Raw genomic sequence first — 16,605 nt, 5'->3', positions numbered from 1 at the left:
GGAGGTCTTATGAGCAGCAATACCCTTATCTTTCTGGCGATGGTGGGGCTGGCGGTTCTCTGCCTGAGCCTGGCCATGTTTGTGCCGGTGACTCGGCCCCGGTTGAATCGTTCTGCCCTGCTCAAACGGCGGCTTGAGGCGCTGGAGGCGGAAAACCGGGAACAGCAACAGGTATCCATCTATCGCACCAAGCGGCTGGATGCGCTGTCGCCGCAGCTGCGCCGACTGGAAACCTCGCCTCTGCTGGAGCGGGTGGCCTTTGCGCTGGAGCTGGCCGGATCCCGGCTTTATGCTTACCAGTTGGTGTTGCTGACGGCCCTGGCGAGCCTGGCGCTGGCGGTGGCTTGCTGGTGGCTGTGGCACAGCTGGCTGCTGGTGCTGCTGGCGCTGGTACTGCCGTCTGTCTTGGTGCACATCAAGCTGAAGCGCAATTATTACCAGCGGCTGGCTCTTTATGAGCAGCAACTGCCCGAGGCGCTGGACATCATGAAGCGGGGCCTGCAGGCGGGTTATTCCTTTGCCGATACCATCAAGCTTATCAGCGAGCAGATGCCCAATCCGCTGGGGCGTGAATTTGCCCTGGTGTTTGCCGACATCAACTACCGCAAGGATATTCGCAAGGCCCTTACCGGCCTGCTGGAGCGGGTGCCCAGCGTGTCCAACATGGCCTTGATAAGCGCGGTGCAGGTGCAGCGGGAAACCGGCGGTAACCTGGTGGAGAACATCGACAAGCTGGCCATCATTATTCGTGACAGGTTCAAGTTCAATCGCCAGCTCCGAACTCTGTCGGCCGAAGGGCGCATGTCGGGCTGGGTGCTGGTGCTGACCCCCTTCGCACTCTTTGCGGTGATGTATGTCACGACCCCCGGTTATGTCACCGAACTGGTTACTACGGAGCAGGGACACCAATTGCTGATTTATGGTGGTATCGCCATGGCGCTGGGTACCTGGTGGATCAGCCGCATTATCAGGATTGAGGTGTAACATGGCAGAGCTGACAGAATTGTTCAATGCAGGCCTGACCGATCCCAGTATGCGTCAGTGGTTGCTGATAGGCGGGGTGGCGCTGTCGGCCATGACCCTGTTCTGGGGCCTGGTGATGGTGGCCGGGGGTATGACTAACCCCTATCGCCGGCGGCTGAATCACATGCAGCAACAGGTGGAAGAAGAGCAGCAAGACAGCCTGGAGCAGCGGCTGGTGCTGGCCAAACAGGGCGGCACCGGTACCTTTAGCGGGCACCGTATTCGTACCCTGTTGGTACATGCGGGCTTTCAGAAAAACTCGGCCTACCGCATATTCATCGGTACTCGTTTGCTGGTGGTAATGCTGTCGGTATTGGTGGCGCTTGCCGTCATGCTGACCAGCACCGCTTTTGCCTATCATATCATCCTGTTACTGCTGGTCGTGGTGGCCTATGTGGCTTATGTGTTACCGGTGTTTGTGCTGGAACGGTTTGCCAATCATCGCATGACACAAATGAAACTGGCGATGCCCGATGCATTGGATCTGCTGGTGGTCTGTACCGAGGCGGGCATGGGCTTCAAGGCGGCGCTGCAGCGGGTGGCCAAAGAGCTGAGTCTCAATCATGTGGAGCTGGCCGACGAGCTGGGGCTGATTTCCGCCAAGTTGCGCGCCGGCATCAGCCTGAAACAGGCGTTTGACGAATTTATACTGCGTACCGGGCTGGAAGACTTTCGCAGCCTGAACGTGGCCATCAACCAGTCCATACAGCTGGGTACCAGCATTGCCGAGACCCTGCGTACCTATGCCGACGAATACCGCATCAAGCGCAAGCAGGAGGCGGAAGAAATGGCGGCCAAAATTGGCACCAAGATGATTTTTCCGCTGGTATTCTGTATCTGGCCATCTTTTTTCATCGTGGCCATAGGACCGGCGTTACTCAAGGTGTTCAAGGTGTTCGGTAATATGTAGGTAATGCCGCATAACAGGTGTGTCCGTCGACATTCCCGTGCGACCTTACTTGTCATTCCGCGCGACTTCCCCTCATGCCGCGCGATTTCTCCTGTCATTCCCGCGCAGGCGGGAATCCAGGACTTGTGGCGAAAAACGTCCAGACTGCAGGTAGCCTGCAAAGACACTGGACCCCCGCCTTCGCGAGGGTGACGATAAAGGCCATCGCGAGGGTGACGATAAAGGCAAGTTAGCTCCATGGCCAGTGACGATATAAACCGGCTGGTCGAATCTTGCGGAGGTGGCTAGTCTTGGAATAGATCTTCTCTTTCTACGACCATGGACTGGTTTAAGGACTTAATAATGAAGAATAAAACCCTTGCGCTAATGACGGTGCTGCTGTTGAGTGGCTGTGCCGCGACCAATCAACAGCATGACGGATTATCCAATATCAACACCCCCGGAGCCGGGGCCATCCAACCCACCAATGCGACCGAGGCCGGCATGCTGATTGCCCAGTCGCAGACCTCGGGCAACCCGGATGCCATGATTTATGCCTACCGCCAGGCACTGGAGTTCAAGCCGTTCAACAAGGCGGACATTTACCTCAATATTGCCCGACTGGAACAGCAGCGGAACAACAACAGCCAGGCCGAAGCGGCTTATCGGCTCGCCATGGCCAGTGACACCAAACGACTGGAGTTCAAGGAATCGCTGGCCTTGTTGCTGGTGGACATGAAGCGGCACGATGAGGCCGACACCCTGCTGCAAGAGGTGATTTCCGCCGACCGGGCCCGGCTCAATGCCGCCTCGGCGGACCCGGTCGAGTTGGACCCGGCGGATCCGGCGGAGTTGGAACCGACCGAGTGTGTGACCGATAATCAATCGCCCTGGCGCAGTTATAACGGCCTGGGGTTGCTGTCGGATATTCGGGAGCAGGGTGAACAGGCCCGGCAGTATTATCGGTGCGCCTTGAAAATACAGCCCGGCCTGGCCATGCTGCACACCAACCTGGGTTTCTCCTATTATCTGGAAGGCGATTACTCCCAGGCCGAGCGGGCCCTGACCCGGGCGGTGAATCAGGATCCGCAATACAGACGCGCCTGGAGCAACCTGGGGTTGATGTATTACCGCTGGGGGCACAAGTCCGAAGCCTTGGCGGCTTTGCGAAAAAACGGCACCCAGGCCGAAGCGCTCAACGATTTGGGCTACATAGCGCTGATGGAAGGCGCCCATGAAGAGGCCGCCGGCCTGTTTCAGCGCGCCATTGATGCCTCGCCCCGTTACTACCCCAAGGCGGTGGCCAACCTGAATCAGGCCAAAGCCATGACGACCGCGAACAAACGCTGAAAAGAAAGCCGCACGTACTATTTTGTCATTCCCGCACGTTCTATGTTGTCATTCCCGCGAAGGCGGGAATCCAGGACTTGTGGTGCAGAAAAAAAGGGGTCGGAGTCATTTTATTTTATTTAAATGACTCCGACCCCTTTTACTGACCCCTTTTACTTTTCTTCGCACATCATCAGCATGGCCCGGGTGAGTTGGCTCAGTTCGTCCGGTTGTATGATGTAGGGCGGCATCACGTACAGCAGCTTGCCGAAAGGGCGTATCCATACCCCTTGCTCCACCAGTTTTTGCTGCACCTCGGCCACGTTCAGCGGCTCATGCAGTTCGATTACCCCAATGCCCCCCAGTACCCGCACATCATTCACACGGGGCAGTTCCCGCGCCGAAGCCAGCTCTTTTTGCAACTGTGCTTCAATGGCTTGAATGCGCGCCTGCCAGGGCGATGCCAGCAGCAACTCCAGGCTGGCGATGGCCACCGCACAGGCCAGCGGGTTGGCCATGAAGGTGGGGCCGTGCATCAGTACCCCGGCGGGGCCGTTGCAGATGGTGTCGGCCACGGTTTGGGTGGTAATGGTGGCGGCCAGGGTCATGTAGCCGCCGGTCAGCGCCTTGCCGATGCACATGATGTCCGGCGAAATACCGGCCCATTCGCAGGCAAACAGCTTGCCGGTGCGGCCGAAGCCGGTGGCAATTTCATCCACAATCAGCAAGACATCGTACCGGTCGCACAGCGCCCGTGCGCCTTTCAGATATTCCGGATGATAAAAACACATGCCGCCGGCACCCTGCACTATGGGCTCCAGGATCAGCGCTGCCAGTTCGTGATGGCGCTGCTCCAGTATCAGCTCCAGCGGTTGCAGGTCCTGCGGGTTCCAGTCGCCGTCGAACCGGCTTGTGGGGCTCTCGATAAACAAATGCTCGGGCAGAAAGCCCTGGTACAGGCTGTGCATGCCACCCTTGGGGTCGCACACGCTCATGGCACCGAAGGTATCGCCGTGATAGCCCTTGTTCAGGGTCACGAATTTCGTTTTGGGCTGGCCCCGACCGTGCCAGTACTGAATGGCCATTTTCAGCGCCACTTCCACCGATACCGAGCCCGAATCCGCCAGAAAAAACCGATCCAGCCCGGTTGGCAACACCTGGCTTAGCGCCCGACACAGCTTGACCGCCGGATCGTGGGTCAGGCCGCCGAACATCACGTGCGACATTTTCTCGAGCTGCTCGGTGGCCGCCCGGTTCAGTTCGGGCACCTTGTAGCCGTGCAGGCAGGCCCACCAGGACGACATGCCGTCCACCAGCCTGCGGCCATCTTTCAGCTGCAGATAGACACCGTCGGCGCTGGCGACTTCATAACAGGGCAGGGGCCTGGTGAGGGAGGTGTAGGGGTGCCAGAGATGGTGCAGATCGAATGCCTGATTGTTCATGACGTCCCTGTCTATAACCTTATTGTTCATAAAATAACCCAACGTAAACCCTTATCCTTTTTGTTGGTTGACAGGCTAACATCCGTGCTTACACTAGCCAAGAAAAACACCTCTGGATATCAAGGATAAAGGCCCCGCATGAGCCGTCAAAAATGGACCCGTGAGCAGGTGCTCGCATTGTTTGAACGCCCCTTCTTCGATCTGCTGTTTAAAGCCCAGCAGGTGCACCGCGCCCACTTCGATCCCAACGAGGTGCAGGTCAGCACCCTCTTGTCCATCAAGACCGGAGCCTGCCCGGAAGACTGCAAATACTGCCCGCAAAGCGCCCGCTACAGCACCGGGCTGGAAGTAGAGCGACTGATGGAAATGGAAAAGGTGCTGGAGCGGGCCAAAGAGGCCAAGGCCAACGGCTCCAGCCGCTTCTGCATGGGCGCCGCCTGGCGCAACCCCAAAGAGCGGGACATGCCCTATCTGGTGCAGATGGTGCAGGAAGTGAAGTCGCTGGGGCTGGAAACCTGCATGACCCTGGGCATGCTCAGCGATGCTCAGGCCGGAAAACTGGCCGATGCCGGGCTCGACTATTACAACCACAACCTGGACACCAGCCCGGAATTTTACGGCGACATCATCACCACCCGTACCTATGCCGACCGGCTCAACACCCTGGAAAATGTGCGTAACGCCGGCATGAAGGTGTGCTCCGGCGGCATCGTCGGCCTGGGCGAAAGCCCGGAAGACAGAGCCGGTCTGCTGCTGGCGCTGGCCAAGCTGCCGCGTCAGCCCGAGAGCGTGCCCATCAACATGCTGGTGAAGGTAAAGGGCACCCCGATGGAAAACCAGGAAGACCTGGACGACTTCGACTTTATCCGCACCATCGCCGTGGCGCGAATCCTGATGCCGCAAAGCCATGTGCGCCTGTCTGCCGGCCGCGAGAAGATGAACGACCAGATGCAGGCCCTGTGCTTCATGGCCGGCGCCAACTCCATCTTCTACGGCTGCAAGCTGCTGACCACCCCTAACCCGGATGAAAACAGCGACATGCAGCTGTTCAAACGGCTCGGAATACGCCCCAGCGGTGCCAGTCAGAAGCCGGACCAAATGGCCGAAATAGAGCTGCACGAACAAATTGCCGCCCAGAACGAGCCCAATCCGCTGTATTACCAGGCTTAAAAGATAGCTGGAAGCCATAAGCCTGAAGCTATCAGCTAAGACAAAACACCGATTGGGTTTGGCTTTTTCCGTCACCCTGACGCACGTCAGGATCTGGGGGTGGTTTCTTTTGTAGGGTCGAATTCATTCGACCAATGGCGCCGCTCGGTAGCTGGGTTGGTCCATTGAAATGGACCCTACGACAGGCGCCGTGATGAATGTTCGTAGGGTCGAATTCATTCGACCAATGGTGCCGCTCGGTAGCTGGTTTGGTCCATTGAAATGGACCCTACGACAGGCGCCGTGATGAATGTTCGTAGGGTCGAATTCATTCGACCAATGAGCACGTCATTCAACAAATCGAGAGAAGATGATGCCTTTTAACCTGAGCCTGACCGAGCGTGAAGCGGCGGGCCTTAAACGCTCACTGCCCGTCATAGAACGGGTACTGGGCCGGCAACTGTGGGCCGATGGCAAAGGCTATCTCAACTTTGCCGGTAACGATTATCTGGGCTTGAGTCAGGCGCCCGAACTCGGGGCCGCCGCCGAGGCCGCCGCCCGCGAGTTTGGCGTGGGCGCCGTGGCCTCGCCGCTGGTGGTGGGGCACCAGGCCATTCACCGTGAGCTTGAAAGCGAACTGGCCGACTGGCTGGGGCTGGAGGCGGTGCTGCTGTTCAGTTCCGGTTTTTCCGCCAATCAGGCGGTGATAAAGACACTGCTCGGCAAAACGCACTGGCAGTGGCAAGACCGGCTCAACCATGCCTCGCTGCAGGAGGCGGGCGCCCTCAGCCCGGCTCGCATGCAGCGTTTCGCCCATAACGACCTGGCCGCCCTGGCGGCGAAGATCAGGCCCGGGGCCGGGCTTATCGTGTCCGAAGGGGTGTTCAGCATGGACGGCGATCAGGGCGACTGGCACGGGCTGGCGCAGGTGGCCGAGCAAAGCCGCAACTGGCTGATGATAGACGATGCCCACGGCCTGGGCGTGCTGGGCAAACAGGGCAGGGGCACCCTGAGTGAGCAGGGGGTGGCGGCAGACAAGGTACAAGTCACTATGGGCACCTTCGGCAAGGCATTGGGGGTGAGCGGCGCCTTTGTCGGCGGCAGCAGGGCATTGATCGAGTACCTGCACAACCATGCCCGCAGCTATGTGTACAGCACTCATCTGCCGCCGCCCCAGGCCGCGGCCATTCTGGCGGCGGTGCGGCTGGTACAAGAGGCGGACGACCAGCGTGAGCAACTGCGCGAGCGGGTGCGGCAATTCCGCGACGGGGTAGCCTCGCTGCCGTTCGAGCTGCTGCCGTCCGCCACCGCCATTCAGCCACTGATAGTGGGGGACGAGAGCCGTACCCTGGCCATGGCCGCCCAGCTACGTGAATTGGGCTGCTGGGTGGGCGCCATTCGTCCCCCCACCGTGCCCACAGGATCGGCCCGGTTGCGCATTACCCTGAGCGCCGCCCACACCCGGGCAGACATACAGCGCCTTGTAGACGCTTTACATCGGTCTTTGCCCCGTTGAAACGGAGCCCGAAGCGTACCGTCACTCCCGCGAAGGCGGGAGTCCAGGGCATGATGCAGCGTACAGGGTGGAACGCACTCCCGCCTGCAGAATGGATTCCGGCTCGGAGGCCGGAATGACCATTAATGCGCCACCAACACCGGAGACACCCGCCTGATGCAACAGGTCGACAAACACAAGGTGGCCCAGGCCTTCGGCCGCGCCGCCCACAGCTACGAGCAGCACAACGAACTGCAGCGGCGTAGCGGCAACGCCCTGTTACAACGGCTGCCGGAATGGGGCGACACCGGGCTGGATCTGGGCTGTGGCAGTGGCTGGTTTGCGCCCCGGCTCAAACAGAAAGCCGGTCAGCTGCTGGCGCTGGACTTGTCGGCCGACATGCTGCATCAGGCGGCAAAAAAAGCCGAAATAGAGACTATTTGCGCCGATATGGACGCCATGCCGCTGCCGAAACAAAGCCTGGACTGGATTTTCGCCAACCTCTGCCTGCAGTGGAGCGCCGACTCTGCCCGCTGGCTCCGCGGCTGGAGTGACCGGCTTAAACCCGGCGGCGTGCTGGTATTTTCCACCCTGCTGGCGGGCAGCCTGCACGAGCTGGAAAGCAGCTGGCGGCAACTGGACGACCATGCCCACATCAACCGCTTTATCGCGTTTGAGGCGCTGGAGCAGCAACTGGCGGCTACCGGTCGCCGCTGGCAGCTGGAGCAGGTGGACGAACGACTCTGTTACCCGCAACTGAAAGATCTACTGCTCGATCTCAAGGGCATCGGCGCCAATCGGGTTAATGTTGATCGCCGCCCCGGGCTGCTCGGCAAACAGGCCTGGCAGCGACTGAATCTCATCTATCCTAAAGACAATCAGGGCCACAGCGTGGCCACCTATCGGCTGGCATATGGAGTCATCTATGGCTAAGACATTTTTCATTACCGGCACCGACACCGAAGTGGGCAAGACCTTCGTGACCCGGGCCTTGATGCAGGCCGCCGCCGAGGCGGGCAAAAAGGTGCTGGGCTACAAGCCCGTGGCCTCCGGCTGCGAACTTGTCGACGGCGAGCTGAAAAACAGCGATGCCCTGGCCCTGCAGGCAGCCTCGTCCATCTCCTTGCCCTACAACATGCACAACCCCTACGCCTTTGCCCCGGCCATTGCCCCCCATATCGCCGCGGAACAGGCCAATGAGGCGATCAGCATTCATCATATTGGCGAGGGACTGGCCCGGATGAAGGAAACCGCCGTCGACTGGATTTTTACCGAAGGCGCCGGCGGCTGGCGACTGCCGCTGGACGAACAGCACCTGTTATCCGACTGGGTCAAAAAAGAGCACCTGCCGGTGATCCTGGTGGTGGGCGCACGTCTGGGCTGCATCAACCACGCCCTGCTGACGCTGGATGCCATTCGTCACGACGGCCTGGTCGTGGTCGGCTGGGTGCTGAACCGGGTCGACCCTCACATGAGTCATTACGAAGAAAACGCCGCCACCTTAAAGCAACGCATCAGGGCGCCGCTGCTGGGGGAGATCCCCTGGCTGGGCGAAGAGGGCATGGAGTCGGTAAACAACTTTATAGATATTGCCCCCTTGCTGAAATAATTCATCATGGCCATCTTGAATTTTGCCCATTCGGACATATTATGACTGCAGACTCGTTGAAGTAAGGAAAGATATGAAGCGCATTCTGTTGTTTATTGCCACCAACCTGGCCGTGGTGCTGGTGCTGGGCGTGGTGTTGAACATCGTATTTTCTATGCTGGGCATCGATCGCAGCAGCGTCGGTGGCCTCTTGGTGTTCTGTGCCGTATTCGGTTTTGGTGGTTCGACCATTTCGCTGCTTATCTCCAAATGGATGGCCAAGCGCGCCTATAGCGTGCAGGTGATTGAGCAGCCCCGCAACGAAATGGAACACTGGCTGATGACCACAGTTGCCCGCCAGGCCCAGCAGGCCGGCATCGGCATGCCGGAAGTGGGTGTATACGACTCGCCGGACATGAACGCCTTTGCCACCGGCCCCAGCCGTAACAATGCCCTGGTGGCGGTGAGCACCGGCCTGATGTACAGCATGAGCCGGGACGAAGCCGAAGCGGTGCTGGCCCACGAAGTGAGCCACGTGGCCAACGGCGACATGGTGACCCTGACCCTGATCCAGGGGGTGGTGAACACCTTCGTGATGTTCTTCGCCCGCATCGTGGCCAACATCATCAGCGGCTTCTTCAGCAACAATGAAGAGGAAGAAGGCGGCGGCATGGGCGGTCTGGCCTACTTTGCCATCGTGATGGTGCTGGAGCTGGCGTTCGGTGTTCTGGCCTCCATCATAGTGATGTGGTTCAGTCGCCAGCGTGAATACCGCGCCGACGAAGGCGGTGCCCGCCTGGCCGGCAAAGAGAAGATGATTGCCGCCCTGGAACGCCTGCGCCGTGGCCCCGAAGTAGAGCTGGAAGGCTCGCTGGCCGCCTTCGGCATCAACGGCAAGCGTCACAGCGAGCTGTTTATGAGCCACCCGCCGCTGGAAAAACGCATCCAGAGCCTGCGCGAACAGCGTTAACCGATTGCAATAACCCGTAGTTTGGTTTTTAACCCCGGCTTGCCGGGGTTTTTTTATCGATAAGTTAACATTTTTCTTCAGCTCGTCATCCTGACGAACGTCAGGATTTTGTTGCAGCAAGGCACTTTTTAGCAGATCAGGCTGCCGCTTTAGCTGGCCTTGAATACCGGTGTTGCCTGCCATATTGCAACGAGGTAAGCAGTCACAGACGGCAGTTTTTATGGCGTCGGCTCCATTCGTGAACAATCCCCCTTGTTATTCCCCGGCTTAATGCCTTTAATGACTAAAAACAAAAGCACGGACGCCATGATAAAAACCGAACTCCATCGCCGTTTCTGGCTGATTGAGCTGCTTGGCTATTGGGAAGGGCGGATCACCAGCCTCAACCTGCCATCGTTTTTTCAGCTCGGGCATCAGCAGGCCAGCAAGGATATCAATCAATATCTGCGGCTGTATCCAGATAAGCTGCCTTATTTCGCCTCCGCCAAGGGCTATTTACCGACCGCGCAATACCCCTCCGAATCTATTTATTTCCGGCGATATGGCCATGTCCCGGCCCGATCGCCGCGGCGCATTATCGTGCCCACCACCCTGGACAAGAGCGATGACATCAACCCCTGGCTGTTTTGCTTGGCTCCAACAACCCTGTCGCGTGAGGCGACGGGTTCATATGCACAGTGCTGGTGGGAGAGGGGAGAATGGATGAAGAACCGGAAAAAGGAGCAAGTCGCATGAGTGCCAGCTATTTCCGTTACTGGGGCAAGGCGCGCAAGGCTGATGGCCAGGAAGGAGCAGACTACCATTTGTTGCCCTATCACTGTCTGGATGTGGCGGCGGTTGGCTGGCTCCTACTGGATGAAGACAAACCCTTGACCCGTAACCTGGCCGAGTTTCTGGGTATTGCTCCCGGCCAGTTGCGGCAAATCTTTACCTTTTCGCTGATGCTGCATGATCTGGGTAAATTCGCCTCGGCGTTCCAGAATCTGGCGGAGTTTGCAGATAGCCCATTAGTTCGCAATCAACCCAAATCGGGCTACGACAGCCGCCAGGCCCGTCATGACCGACTGGGCTATTTTTTCTGGTTAATGGCCAGCCGGGGGCGACGGCTCAAGGGAGCAGATATCGGATTGAGCCAAGTCGATATCAGCCAGGTCACCCCGGCTCTCGATAGCCTGAATGCCTTGCTGGATGTGGTATTTGGCCACCATGGCTATCCCATCGACTGGGGCAGCCAGCCGAAAATGATGAAGGATTATTGTCATGAATCTGATGTGGATGCGGCCTGTGAATTTATCCGGGTCTGCGCCCAGTTACTCAAGGTGACATGGCCAGAGCAGCAGCTAGCCGATAAGGAGTGGCTGGCTCGCTTGCGGCAGATCAGCTGGCATTTGTCCGGCATCGCCATTTTAAGCGACTGGATAGGCTCAGATACGACATTTTTTGAATATCACATCGGTGGCCTGACGTTGGCCGAGTATTGGCCACAGGCCAAAGAAAAAGCATTACGTGCGCTTGCGGCAACCGAGCTGATCAAACCGGTTAAGGTGCAACCCTTTTTATCGGTACAGAAGCATTTTGGTTTTGAGCCCACCCCGTTGCAGACCTGGGCGGAGACGGTGCCTCTGGCATCGGGGCCACAGTTGTTCATTCTTGAAGATGTGACCGGAGCAGGAAAAACAGAAGCTGCTCTGGCGTTGACTCACCGTCTGTTGCAGCAGGGCGAAGCCGACGGTTTTTATTTCGGTCTGCCGACCATGGCAACATCCAATGCCATGTTTTCCCGGGTGGCGGATCATTATCAGCAGATGCTGTCCGTTGATGGTAGCCGACCCAGCATAGTACTGGCACATGGCGCTAGGGAAATGAACGATCATTTTCGTGACGCACTGACGGCGAACACACACGCCGATACCGCGTATGCAAACGGTGATGAAACGGCCAGTCTGTATTGCAACCAGTGGCTGGCCGACTCTCGCAAGAAGGCACTGTTGGCGGCGGTGGGGGTCGGCACCATTGATCAGGCGCTGATGGCCGTCTTGCCGCGCAAACATCAGCCCCTGCGGCTGCTTGGGCTGCACCGCAAGATCCTGATTTTTGATGAGGTGCATGCGGCGGACAGTTTCATGTTTGAGCTGCTGGATGACTTGCTGCGGGTGCATCTTCGTCAGGGGGGCAGTGCCATTCTGCTGACCGCTACGCTGGCACAGCGACAGCGGGAGCGGTTATGTCGCATCTGGCAGGAGGCTGCCGGTGTGCAAGCAATATCGCTGCCTGAAAAAAATGATTTCCCGCTGGCAACGCAGGTTATTCCTGGGCAGCGACTGAATGAAGCTCCTGTTGATAGCCGGGCGGCCGTGAGTCGTGAGCTGGCGGTGAGTTTTGTTCATAGCGAGCAGGCATGTGTCAGCCAGATACTGGCCGCCAGTCAGCGGGGCGAGTGCGTGGTGTGGATCCGCAATTCGGTGGATGACGCCATCCGCGCCTACTGGGTACTGGCAGAGCAACTGCAGTCTAGCGACCACCTGACCCTGTTTCACAGTCGTTTTACCCTCAAGGATCGAAAGGTCATAGAAAACAGGGTGTTGGCCACGTTTGGCAAAAAAAGCGGTCAGGAAGAGCGGCGAGGTCAGATTCTGATTGCCACCCAGGTGTTTCAGGAAAGCCTGGATGCGGACGCCGATTTGATGATTTCCGATCTTTGCCCTATCGATGACCTCATTCAGCGAGCAGGCCGCCAACACCGACATATCAGGGATCAGTTCGGTAATCGCATCGATAATGAAAAAAATGAACGGCCGGCGCCCACGCTACTTGTTCATACCCCCGAGTGGCAGGAACAGCCCGATGCGGACTGGCTGCTCAGTCATTTGCCCAACACCGAGCACGTGTATCGCTCCCCCGGCCGGCTATGGCTGGGAATGGAAATTTTGCGGCAATTGGGCGCCATTCGCATGCCGGTCGAGGCGAGGTTGCTGATCGAAGCGGTTTACGGTGACCGTGCTTATGAACGGATGCCGGATGAATTCAAAAAGAAAGAAGATAGCTATTTCGGTGAGTTACGCGGCAGGTCTGCTCAGGCGCAGAGTCAGCGGATAGACTGGCACAAAGGCTATAACCAGACCAGTGCCCGAGCCTGGCACGATGACAACATCGAGATCAGTACCCGTTTTGCAGACAGGGAAACCGTCCAGGTACTGGTACTGAAACTTGACCCGCAAGGGCGGCTACAGCTATGGGCCGAAGGCGAATCCCATGCGCTGCAGAACAGCATAGTGAAGCTCGCCAAGGGGCGTTTTGCCGATCGGCTGGCGTCCTTGCCCGACAACCTGACGGCGGCCTTTGAGCGCATAGTGCAGCGCTATCCACAGGCAAAATTTCTCCAGCCCTGGTTACCCGACCATGACCCCTTGTTTGGTTATTCAACCGAATTAGGCGTGTTTGACAGCAATAAGGAGGTTGAATGAATTTGATAACCGATCCCTGGCTTGGCTACCGCTTCAGGGATGGCAGCGAGCGGCAGTTGCCGATCAGCGCCATTGCCGACCCGGATGTGGTGGACTTTGCCTTGCCCCGGGCCGATTTTTATGGCGCCGCCTACCAGTTTGCCATTGGCCTGCTGCAAACGATGATGGCGCCTGATGATAAATATCAGTGGCATGAACGTTATCGGAACGCTCCCGAGCAAGAGACACTGGCGGCCAGCCTGGCGCTGGCTGAACATGCCTTTGAGCTGGAGGGTGACGGCCCGCGTTTTATGCAGGACCGGGATCCACTGGATGGCGTCAGCCCCGGCCCCGTGTCCGGCCTGCTGATCGAGGCACCTGGAGCCAATGGTCTCAAGCTGAACACGGATCATTTTATCAAGCGCGGCATTGCCGAAGTGCTGTCGCCGCAAATGGCCGCCCTGGCCCTGTTTACCCTGCAAATCAATGCGCCATCCGGTGGCCAGGGGCACAGAACCGGGTTAAGAGGCGGCGGCCCCCTGACGACCCTGGTGCTGCCCCATGACGCGGATGCCAGCCTGTGGCAAAAACTGTGGCTGAATGTTCAGAGCCGGGAGTCCTGGGAATATCCAGATCCCGATTATCACAGTGAGCAGCTGTTTCCCTGGCTGGGCCCCACTCGTATCAGCAAGGCCAAAGGCAGTGAAATCTATGCCCATGATGTGCATCCGCTGGCCATGTTCTGGGCCATGCCCCGGCGGATCAAACTGTTGTTTGAAGAGCAAGAGGGGGTCTGTCAGCTCAGTCGGCAACCCTGTTCACGGCGTTGTCGGCAGTACCGTACCAGCAATTACGGCAATAATTATGCCGGCAGTTGGGAGCATCCGCTGACCCATTACCGTTTTAACCCCAAAAAGCCGGAAGAAGACTATCTGTCCACCAAGGGACAGCCCGGTGGCATTCAATACCGGCAATGGCACAGCCTGAATTTTGTCGATCAGAGCGAAGGCAACCTTCCGGCCCGAGTGGTACAGGACTTTGTTCGGGAGAAAGCGGCCTTCTTCGATTTTGAGTGGGGAGAAGCCCCCAGGCTGTGGGCCTTTGGTTTTGATATGGACAATATGAAAGCCAGAGGCTGGTACAACAGCGAATTCCCGTTGATCCGTCTTGATGCCGATTTGAGAGATACCCTGCTCAGTGAAATCAAGGCCCTGCAGAGTCTGGCACAGGAAGTGGTGTGGCATTGCCGAACCCAGATCAAGGCCGCCTGGTTTGACAAGCCGGCAGATGCCAAGGGCGACACCAGCCATATCGACTTGCAGTTCTGGCAGCGCACCCAGAGCGAGTTTTTTATTGCCGTGCAATCGTTGCTGAATACGGGCGATGGCAGATTGACCCCAGACATTGCCCAGCGCTGGCTCCGTGCTTTGTCATTCCAGGGACAGGAACTGTTCGACGAGCATGTTCTGTCCAACCTCTATCCCGACAGGGACATGGTGAAAAAGATCCAGGCGCGGCGCCGGCTTAGTGGTTGGCTGGCGGGCAGCAAACGTACCAGGCAGTTCAGAAATGATTATCGAATTGAGACCTTAAGCAAGGAGCAGGCGTGATGACAGACATTGAACAAGGCGCACCGGCTACGTCAGCGTTTGCCGGAGAAGCGACAGTGATGCGCTGGTGGCAGGCCATGGTGTTGTCCGAGCAGGAATTGGCCGCCTTGAAGATAAGACCGGCACCCACCGTATTCCGGGCCGAACTGAAGCGGGCAGAAACCCCCGAAGCGGTACTGATGACCCAGGGCTTCAGGGCCTTGTGGTTGGCTTTACCGGAACCAGCCCGGCAACGCAGAGCCTGGTCGATGCTTGCCTGGGCTACCTTGGCCGGGGTGTTGAGTCATATACGAGTACAGGATGACAGCCGCAGTTTTGCGGCCTCACTGGGAAAAATAGACGCCAATACCGACAAGCCCAGAGTCAGTGAGCTGCGCTTTCAGCAGTTGCAGGGGGCGAGAACGCCGGAGGAGTTCTATCGGCGATTGCATCGGCTGCTCAAGCAGGTCAAGGGGCAGACCCGGGTGGTGTCCTTGGCCAAGGGGATCCTGGACTGGTTTGATGAACATCATGCTCATGCGCCATTACGCGCCGACAAGAAAATTGCCGTGCGCTGGGCGATGGATTATTACCAGGCTGCCGAGAAGGGCCTGACAAAAAACAAAGACTAATCAAGGAGAATCACCATGAGTAAATTTATTCAACTGCACCTGCTGACGTCTTATGCCCCGTCCAATCTTAACCGGGATGACCTGGGTCGCCCCAAAACCGCCCGCATGGGCGGCACCGAACGTTTAAGGGTCAGCTCGCAAAGCCTCAAACGGAATTGGCGTATTTCCGATGTGTTTGAACAGATGTTGGGCGCTCATATCGGCACCCGCACCAAGCGGCTGGGCACCGAAGTATTCAACAAGCTCAGTGAGCAGGGCGTGGCGGAAAAACAGGCGAAAGCCTGGGCCTCGGAAATAGCCGGCGTATTCGGCAAGAACAAGAAAGACAGCCTGGAAATTGAGCAGCTTGCCCATATCAGCCCGGAGGAAATGCAGGCGGTCGACAAGCTGGTCAACACCTTGGCGGAGGAAAACAGGGCACCGGAAAAAGAAGAATTGCTTTTGTTGCGCCATAACGTCAAGGCCGTGGATATCGCCATGTTTGGCCGCATGCTGGCGTCTTCTCCCGAGTTCAACTGCGAGGCAGCCTGCCAGGTGGCGCACGCCATCAGTGTGCATGGGGTTGCGGTCGAAGAAGACTACTTTACGGCGGTAGATGATCTTAACCGGGGCGACAGTGATCTGGGCGCGGCTCATATCGGTGAAGCCGCTTTTGCGGCTGCCTTGTTTTACAGCTACATCTGCATCGATAAGGAGCTGCTGGTCGCCAATCTGGACGGAGATCTCGAGCTGGCAGATAACGCCATTGCCGCCCTGGTGGAGGCGGCGGTAAAAGTCTCGCCCAAGGGCAAGCAAAACAGCTTTGCTTCCCGTGCATATGCGTCTTATGTGCTGGCAGAAAAGGGTGAGCAGCAGCCTCGTTCCCTGTCGGTGGCTTTCCTCAAGCCGATTGTCGGCGAAAATCAGGCCGAAGATGCCGTGCAGGCGCTGCAACGGCAAGTCGATAACTTCGACAAGGTGTATGGGGCCTGTGCCGATGACCGCTATACGGTGAATGCCCTGGAAGGCGAAGGGAACTTTGAGCAGCTCAAGGCGTTTGTCGCCGACTGAGGAGGC

At 58.0% G+C, this 16,605-nt stretch carries 14 protein-coding genes; 13 read left to right on the top strand and 1 reads right to left on the bottom strand.

Going from position 1 to position 16,605, the window contains the following annotated elements; translation table 11 throughout:
- The first annotated feature begins 9 nt into the window (after positions 1-9).
- The 3 genes from HNR62_RS00310 to HNR62_RS00300 all read left to right on the top strand — a co-directional run bounded on the left by HNR62_RS00310 (position 10) and on the right by HNR62_RS00300 (position 3,262).
- A complete protein-coding gene (locus tag HNR62_RS00310) occupies positions 10-984 on the top strand; it encodes a type II secretion system F family protein (RefSeq protein WP_204794103.1) in 975 nt (324 codons plus the stop codon).
- Between the two features lies 1 nt (position 985).
- Entirely contained in the window at positions 986-1,933 is a 948-nt protein-coding gene (locus HNR62_RS00305; protein ID WP_204794102.1) for a type II secretion system F family protein, read from the top strand.
- Between the two features lie 342 nt (positions 1,934-2,275).
- Complete coding sequence (locus tag HNR62_RS00300; RefSeq protein WP_204794101.1) at positions 2,276-3,262, top strand: tetratricopeptide repeat protein; 987 nt, start codon at positions 2,276-2,278, stop codon at positions 3,260-3,262.
- 152 nt (positions 3,263-3,414) lie between these two features.
- Here the strand turns inward: HNR62_RS00300 and bioA are convergent, their stop codons facing one another.
- A complete protein-coding gene (bioA, locus tag HNR62_RS00295) occupies positions 3,415-4,683 on the bottom strand; it encodes an adenosylmethionine--8-amino-7-oxononanoate transaminase (RefSeq protein WP_204794247.1) in 1,269 nt (422 codons plus the stop codon).
- A 138-nt stretch (positions 4,684-4,821) separates the two neighbouring features.
- Between bioA and bioB the strand changes: the two genes are divergently transcribed.
- The 10 genes from bioB to cas7e all read left to right on the top strand — a co-directional run bounded on the left by bioB (position 4,822) and on the right by cas7e (position 16,599).
- The gene (gene bioB, locus HNR62_RS00290; protein ID WP_204794100.1) at positions 4,822-5,853 is read left to right on the top strand and encodes a biotin synthase BioB; all 1,032 of its coding nucleotides are present in this window, start codon (positions 4,822-4,824) and stop codon (positions 5,851-5,853) included.
- 352 nt (positions 5,854-6,205) lie between these two features.
- A complete protein-coding gene (gene bioF / locus HNR62_RS00285; protein ID WP_204794246.1) occupies positions 6,206-7,348 on the top strand; it encodes an 8-amino-7-oxononanoate synthase in 1,143 nt (380 codons plus the stop codon).
- Between the two features lie 156 nt (positions 7,349-7,504).
- Positions 7,505-8,260, top strand: a complete 756-nt coding sequence (gene bioC / locus HNR62_RS00280; protein ID WP_204794099.1) for a malonyl-ACP O-methyltransferase BioC — start codon at positions 7,505-7,507, stop codon at positions 8,258-8,260.
- Positions 8,253-8,936: a dethiobiotin synthase gene (bioD, locus tag HNR62_RS00275; protein ID WP_204794098.1), complete on the top strand. Its 684-nt coding sequence runs from the start codon at positions 8,253-8,255 to the stop codon at positions 8,934-8,936. Before bioC ends, bioD begins: the two co-directional genes overlap by 8 nt.
- 73 nt (positions 8,937-9,009) lie before the next feature.
- On the top strand, positions 9,010-9,885 hold the full coding sequence (gene htpX / locus HNR62_RS00270; RefSeq protein WP_204794097.1) for a protease HtpX: 876 nt from the start codon (positions 9,010-9,012) through the stop codon (positions 9,883-9,885).
- 306 nt (positions 9,886-10,191) lie between these two features.
- Positions 10,192-10,620 carry a BrxR family helix-turn-helix transcriptional regulator gene (locus HNR62_RS00265; RefSeq protein WP_204794096.1) on the top strand — a complete coding sequence of 143 codons (429 nt, stop codon included), beginning with the start codon at positions 10,192-10,194 and terminating at the stop codon, positions 10,618-10,620.
- Positions 10,617-13,349 (top strand): CRISPR-associated helicase Cas3', encoded by a 2,733-nt coding sequence (gene cas3, locus HNR62_RS00260; protein WP_204794095.1) that lies wholly within the window; start codon positions 10,617-10,619, stop codon positions 13,347-13,349. Before HNR62_RS00265 ends, cas3 begins: the two co-directional genes overlap by 4 nt.
- Entirely contained in the window at positions 13,346-14,938 is a 1,593-nt protein-coding gene (gene casA / locus HNR62_RS00255) for a type I-E CRISPR-associated protein Cse1/CasA (protein WP_204794094.1), read from the top strand. Before cas3 ends, casA begins: the two co-directional genes overlap by 4 nt.
- Positions 14,938-15,549, top strand: a complete 612-nt coding sequence (gene casB, locus HNR62_RS00250) for a type I-E CRISPR-associated protein Cse2/CasB (RefSeq protein ID WP_204794093.1) — start codon at positions 14,938-14,940, stop codon at positions 15,547-15,549. The genes casA and casB overlap by 1 nt, the downstream gene beginning before the upstream one ends.
- A 15-nt stretch (positions 15,550-15,564) precedes the next feature.
- Positions 15,565-16,599: a type I-E CRISPR-associated protein Cas7/Cse4/CasC gene (cas7e, locus tag HNR62_RS00245; RefSeq protein ID WP_204794092.1), complete on the top strand. Its 1,035-nt coding sequence runs from the start codon at positions 15,565-15,567 to the stop codon at positions 16,597-16,599.
- Positions 16,600-16,605 lie beyond the last annotated feature (6 nt).

Source organism: Oceanisphaera litoralis (assembly GCF_016907015.1).
Classification (GTDB): Bacteria; Pseudomonadota; Gammaproteobacteria; order Enterobacterales; family Aeromonadaceae; genus Oceanimonas; species Oceanimonas litoralis.
This window is presented reverse-complemented; position numbering and strand designations above follow the sequence as displayed.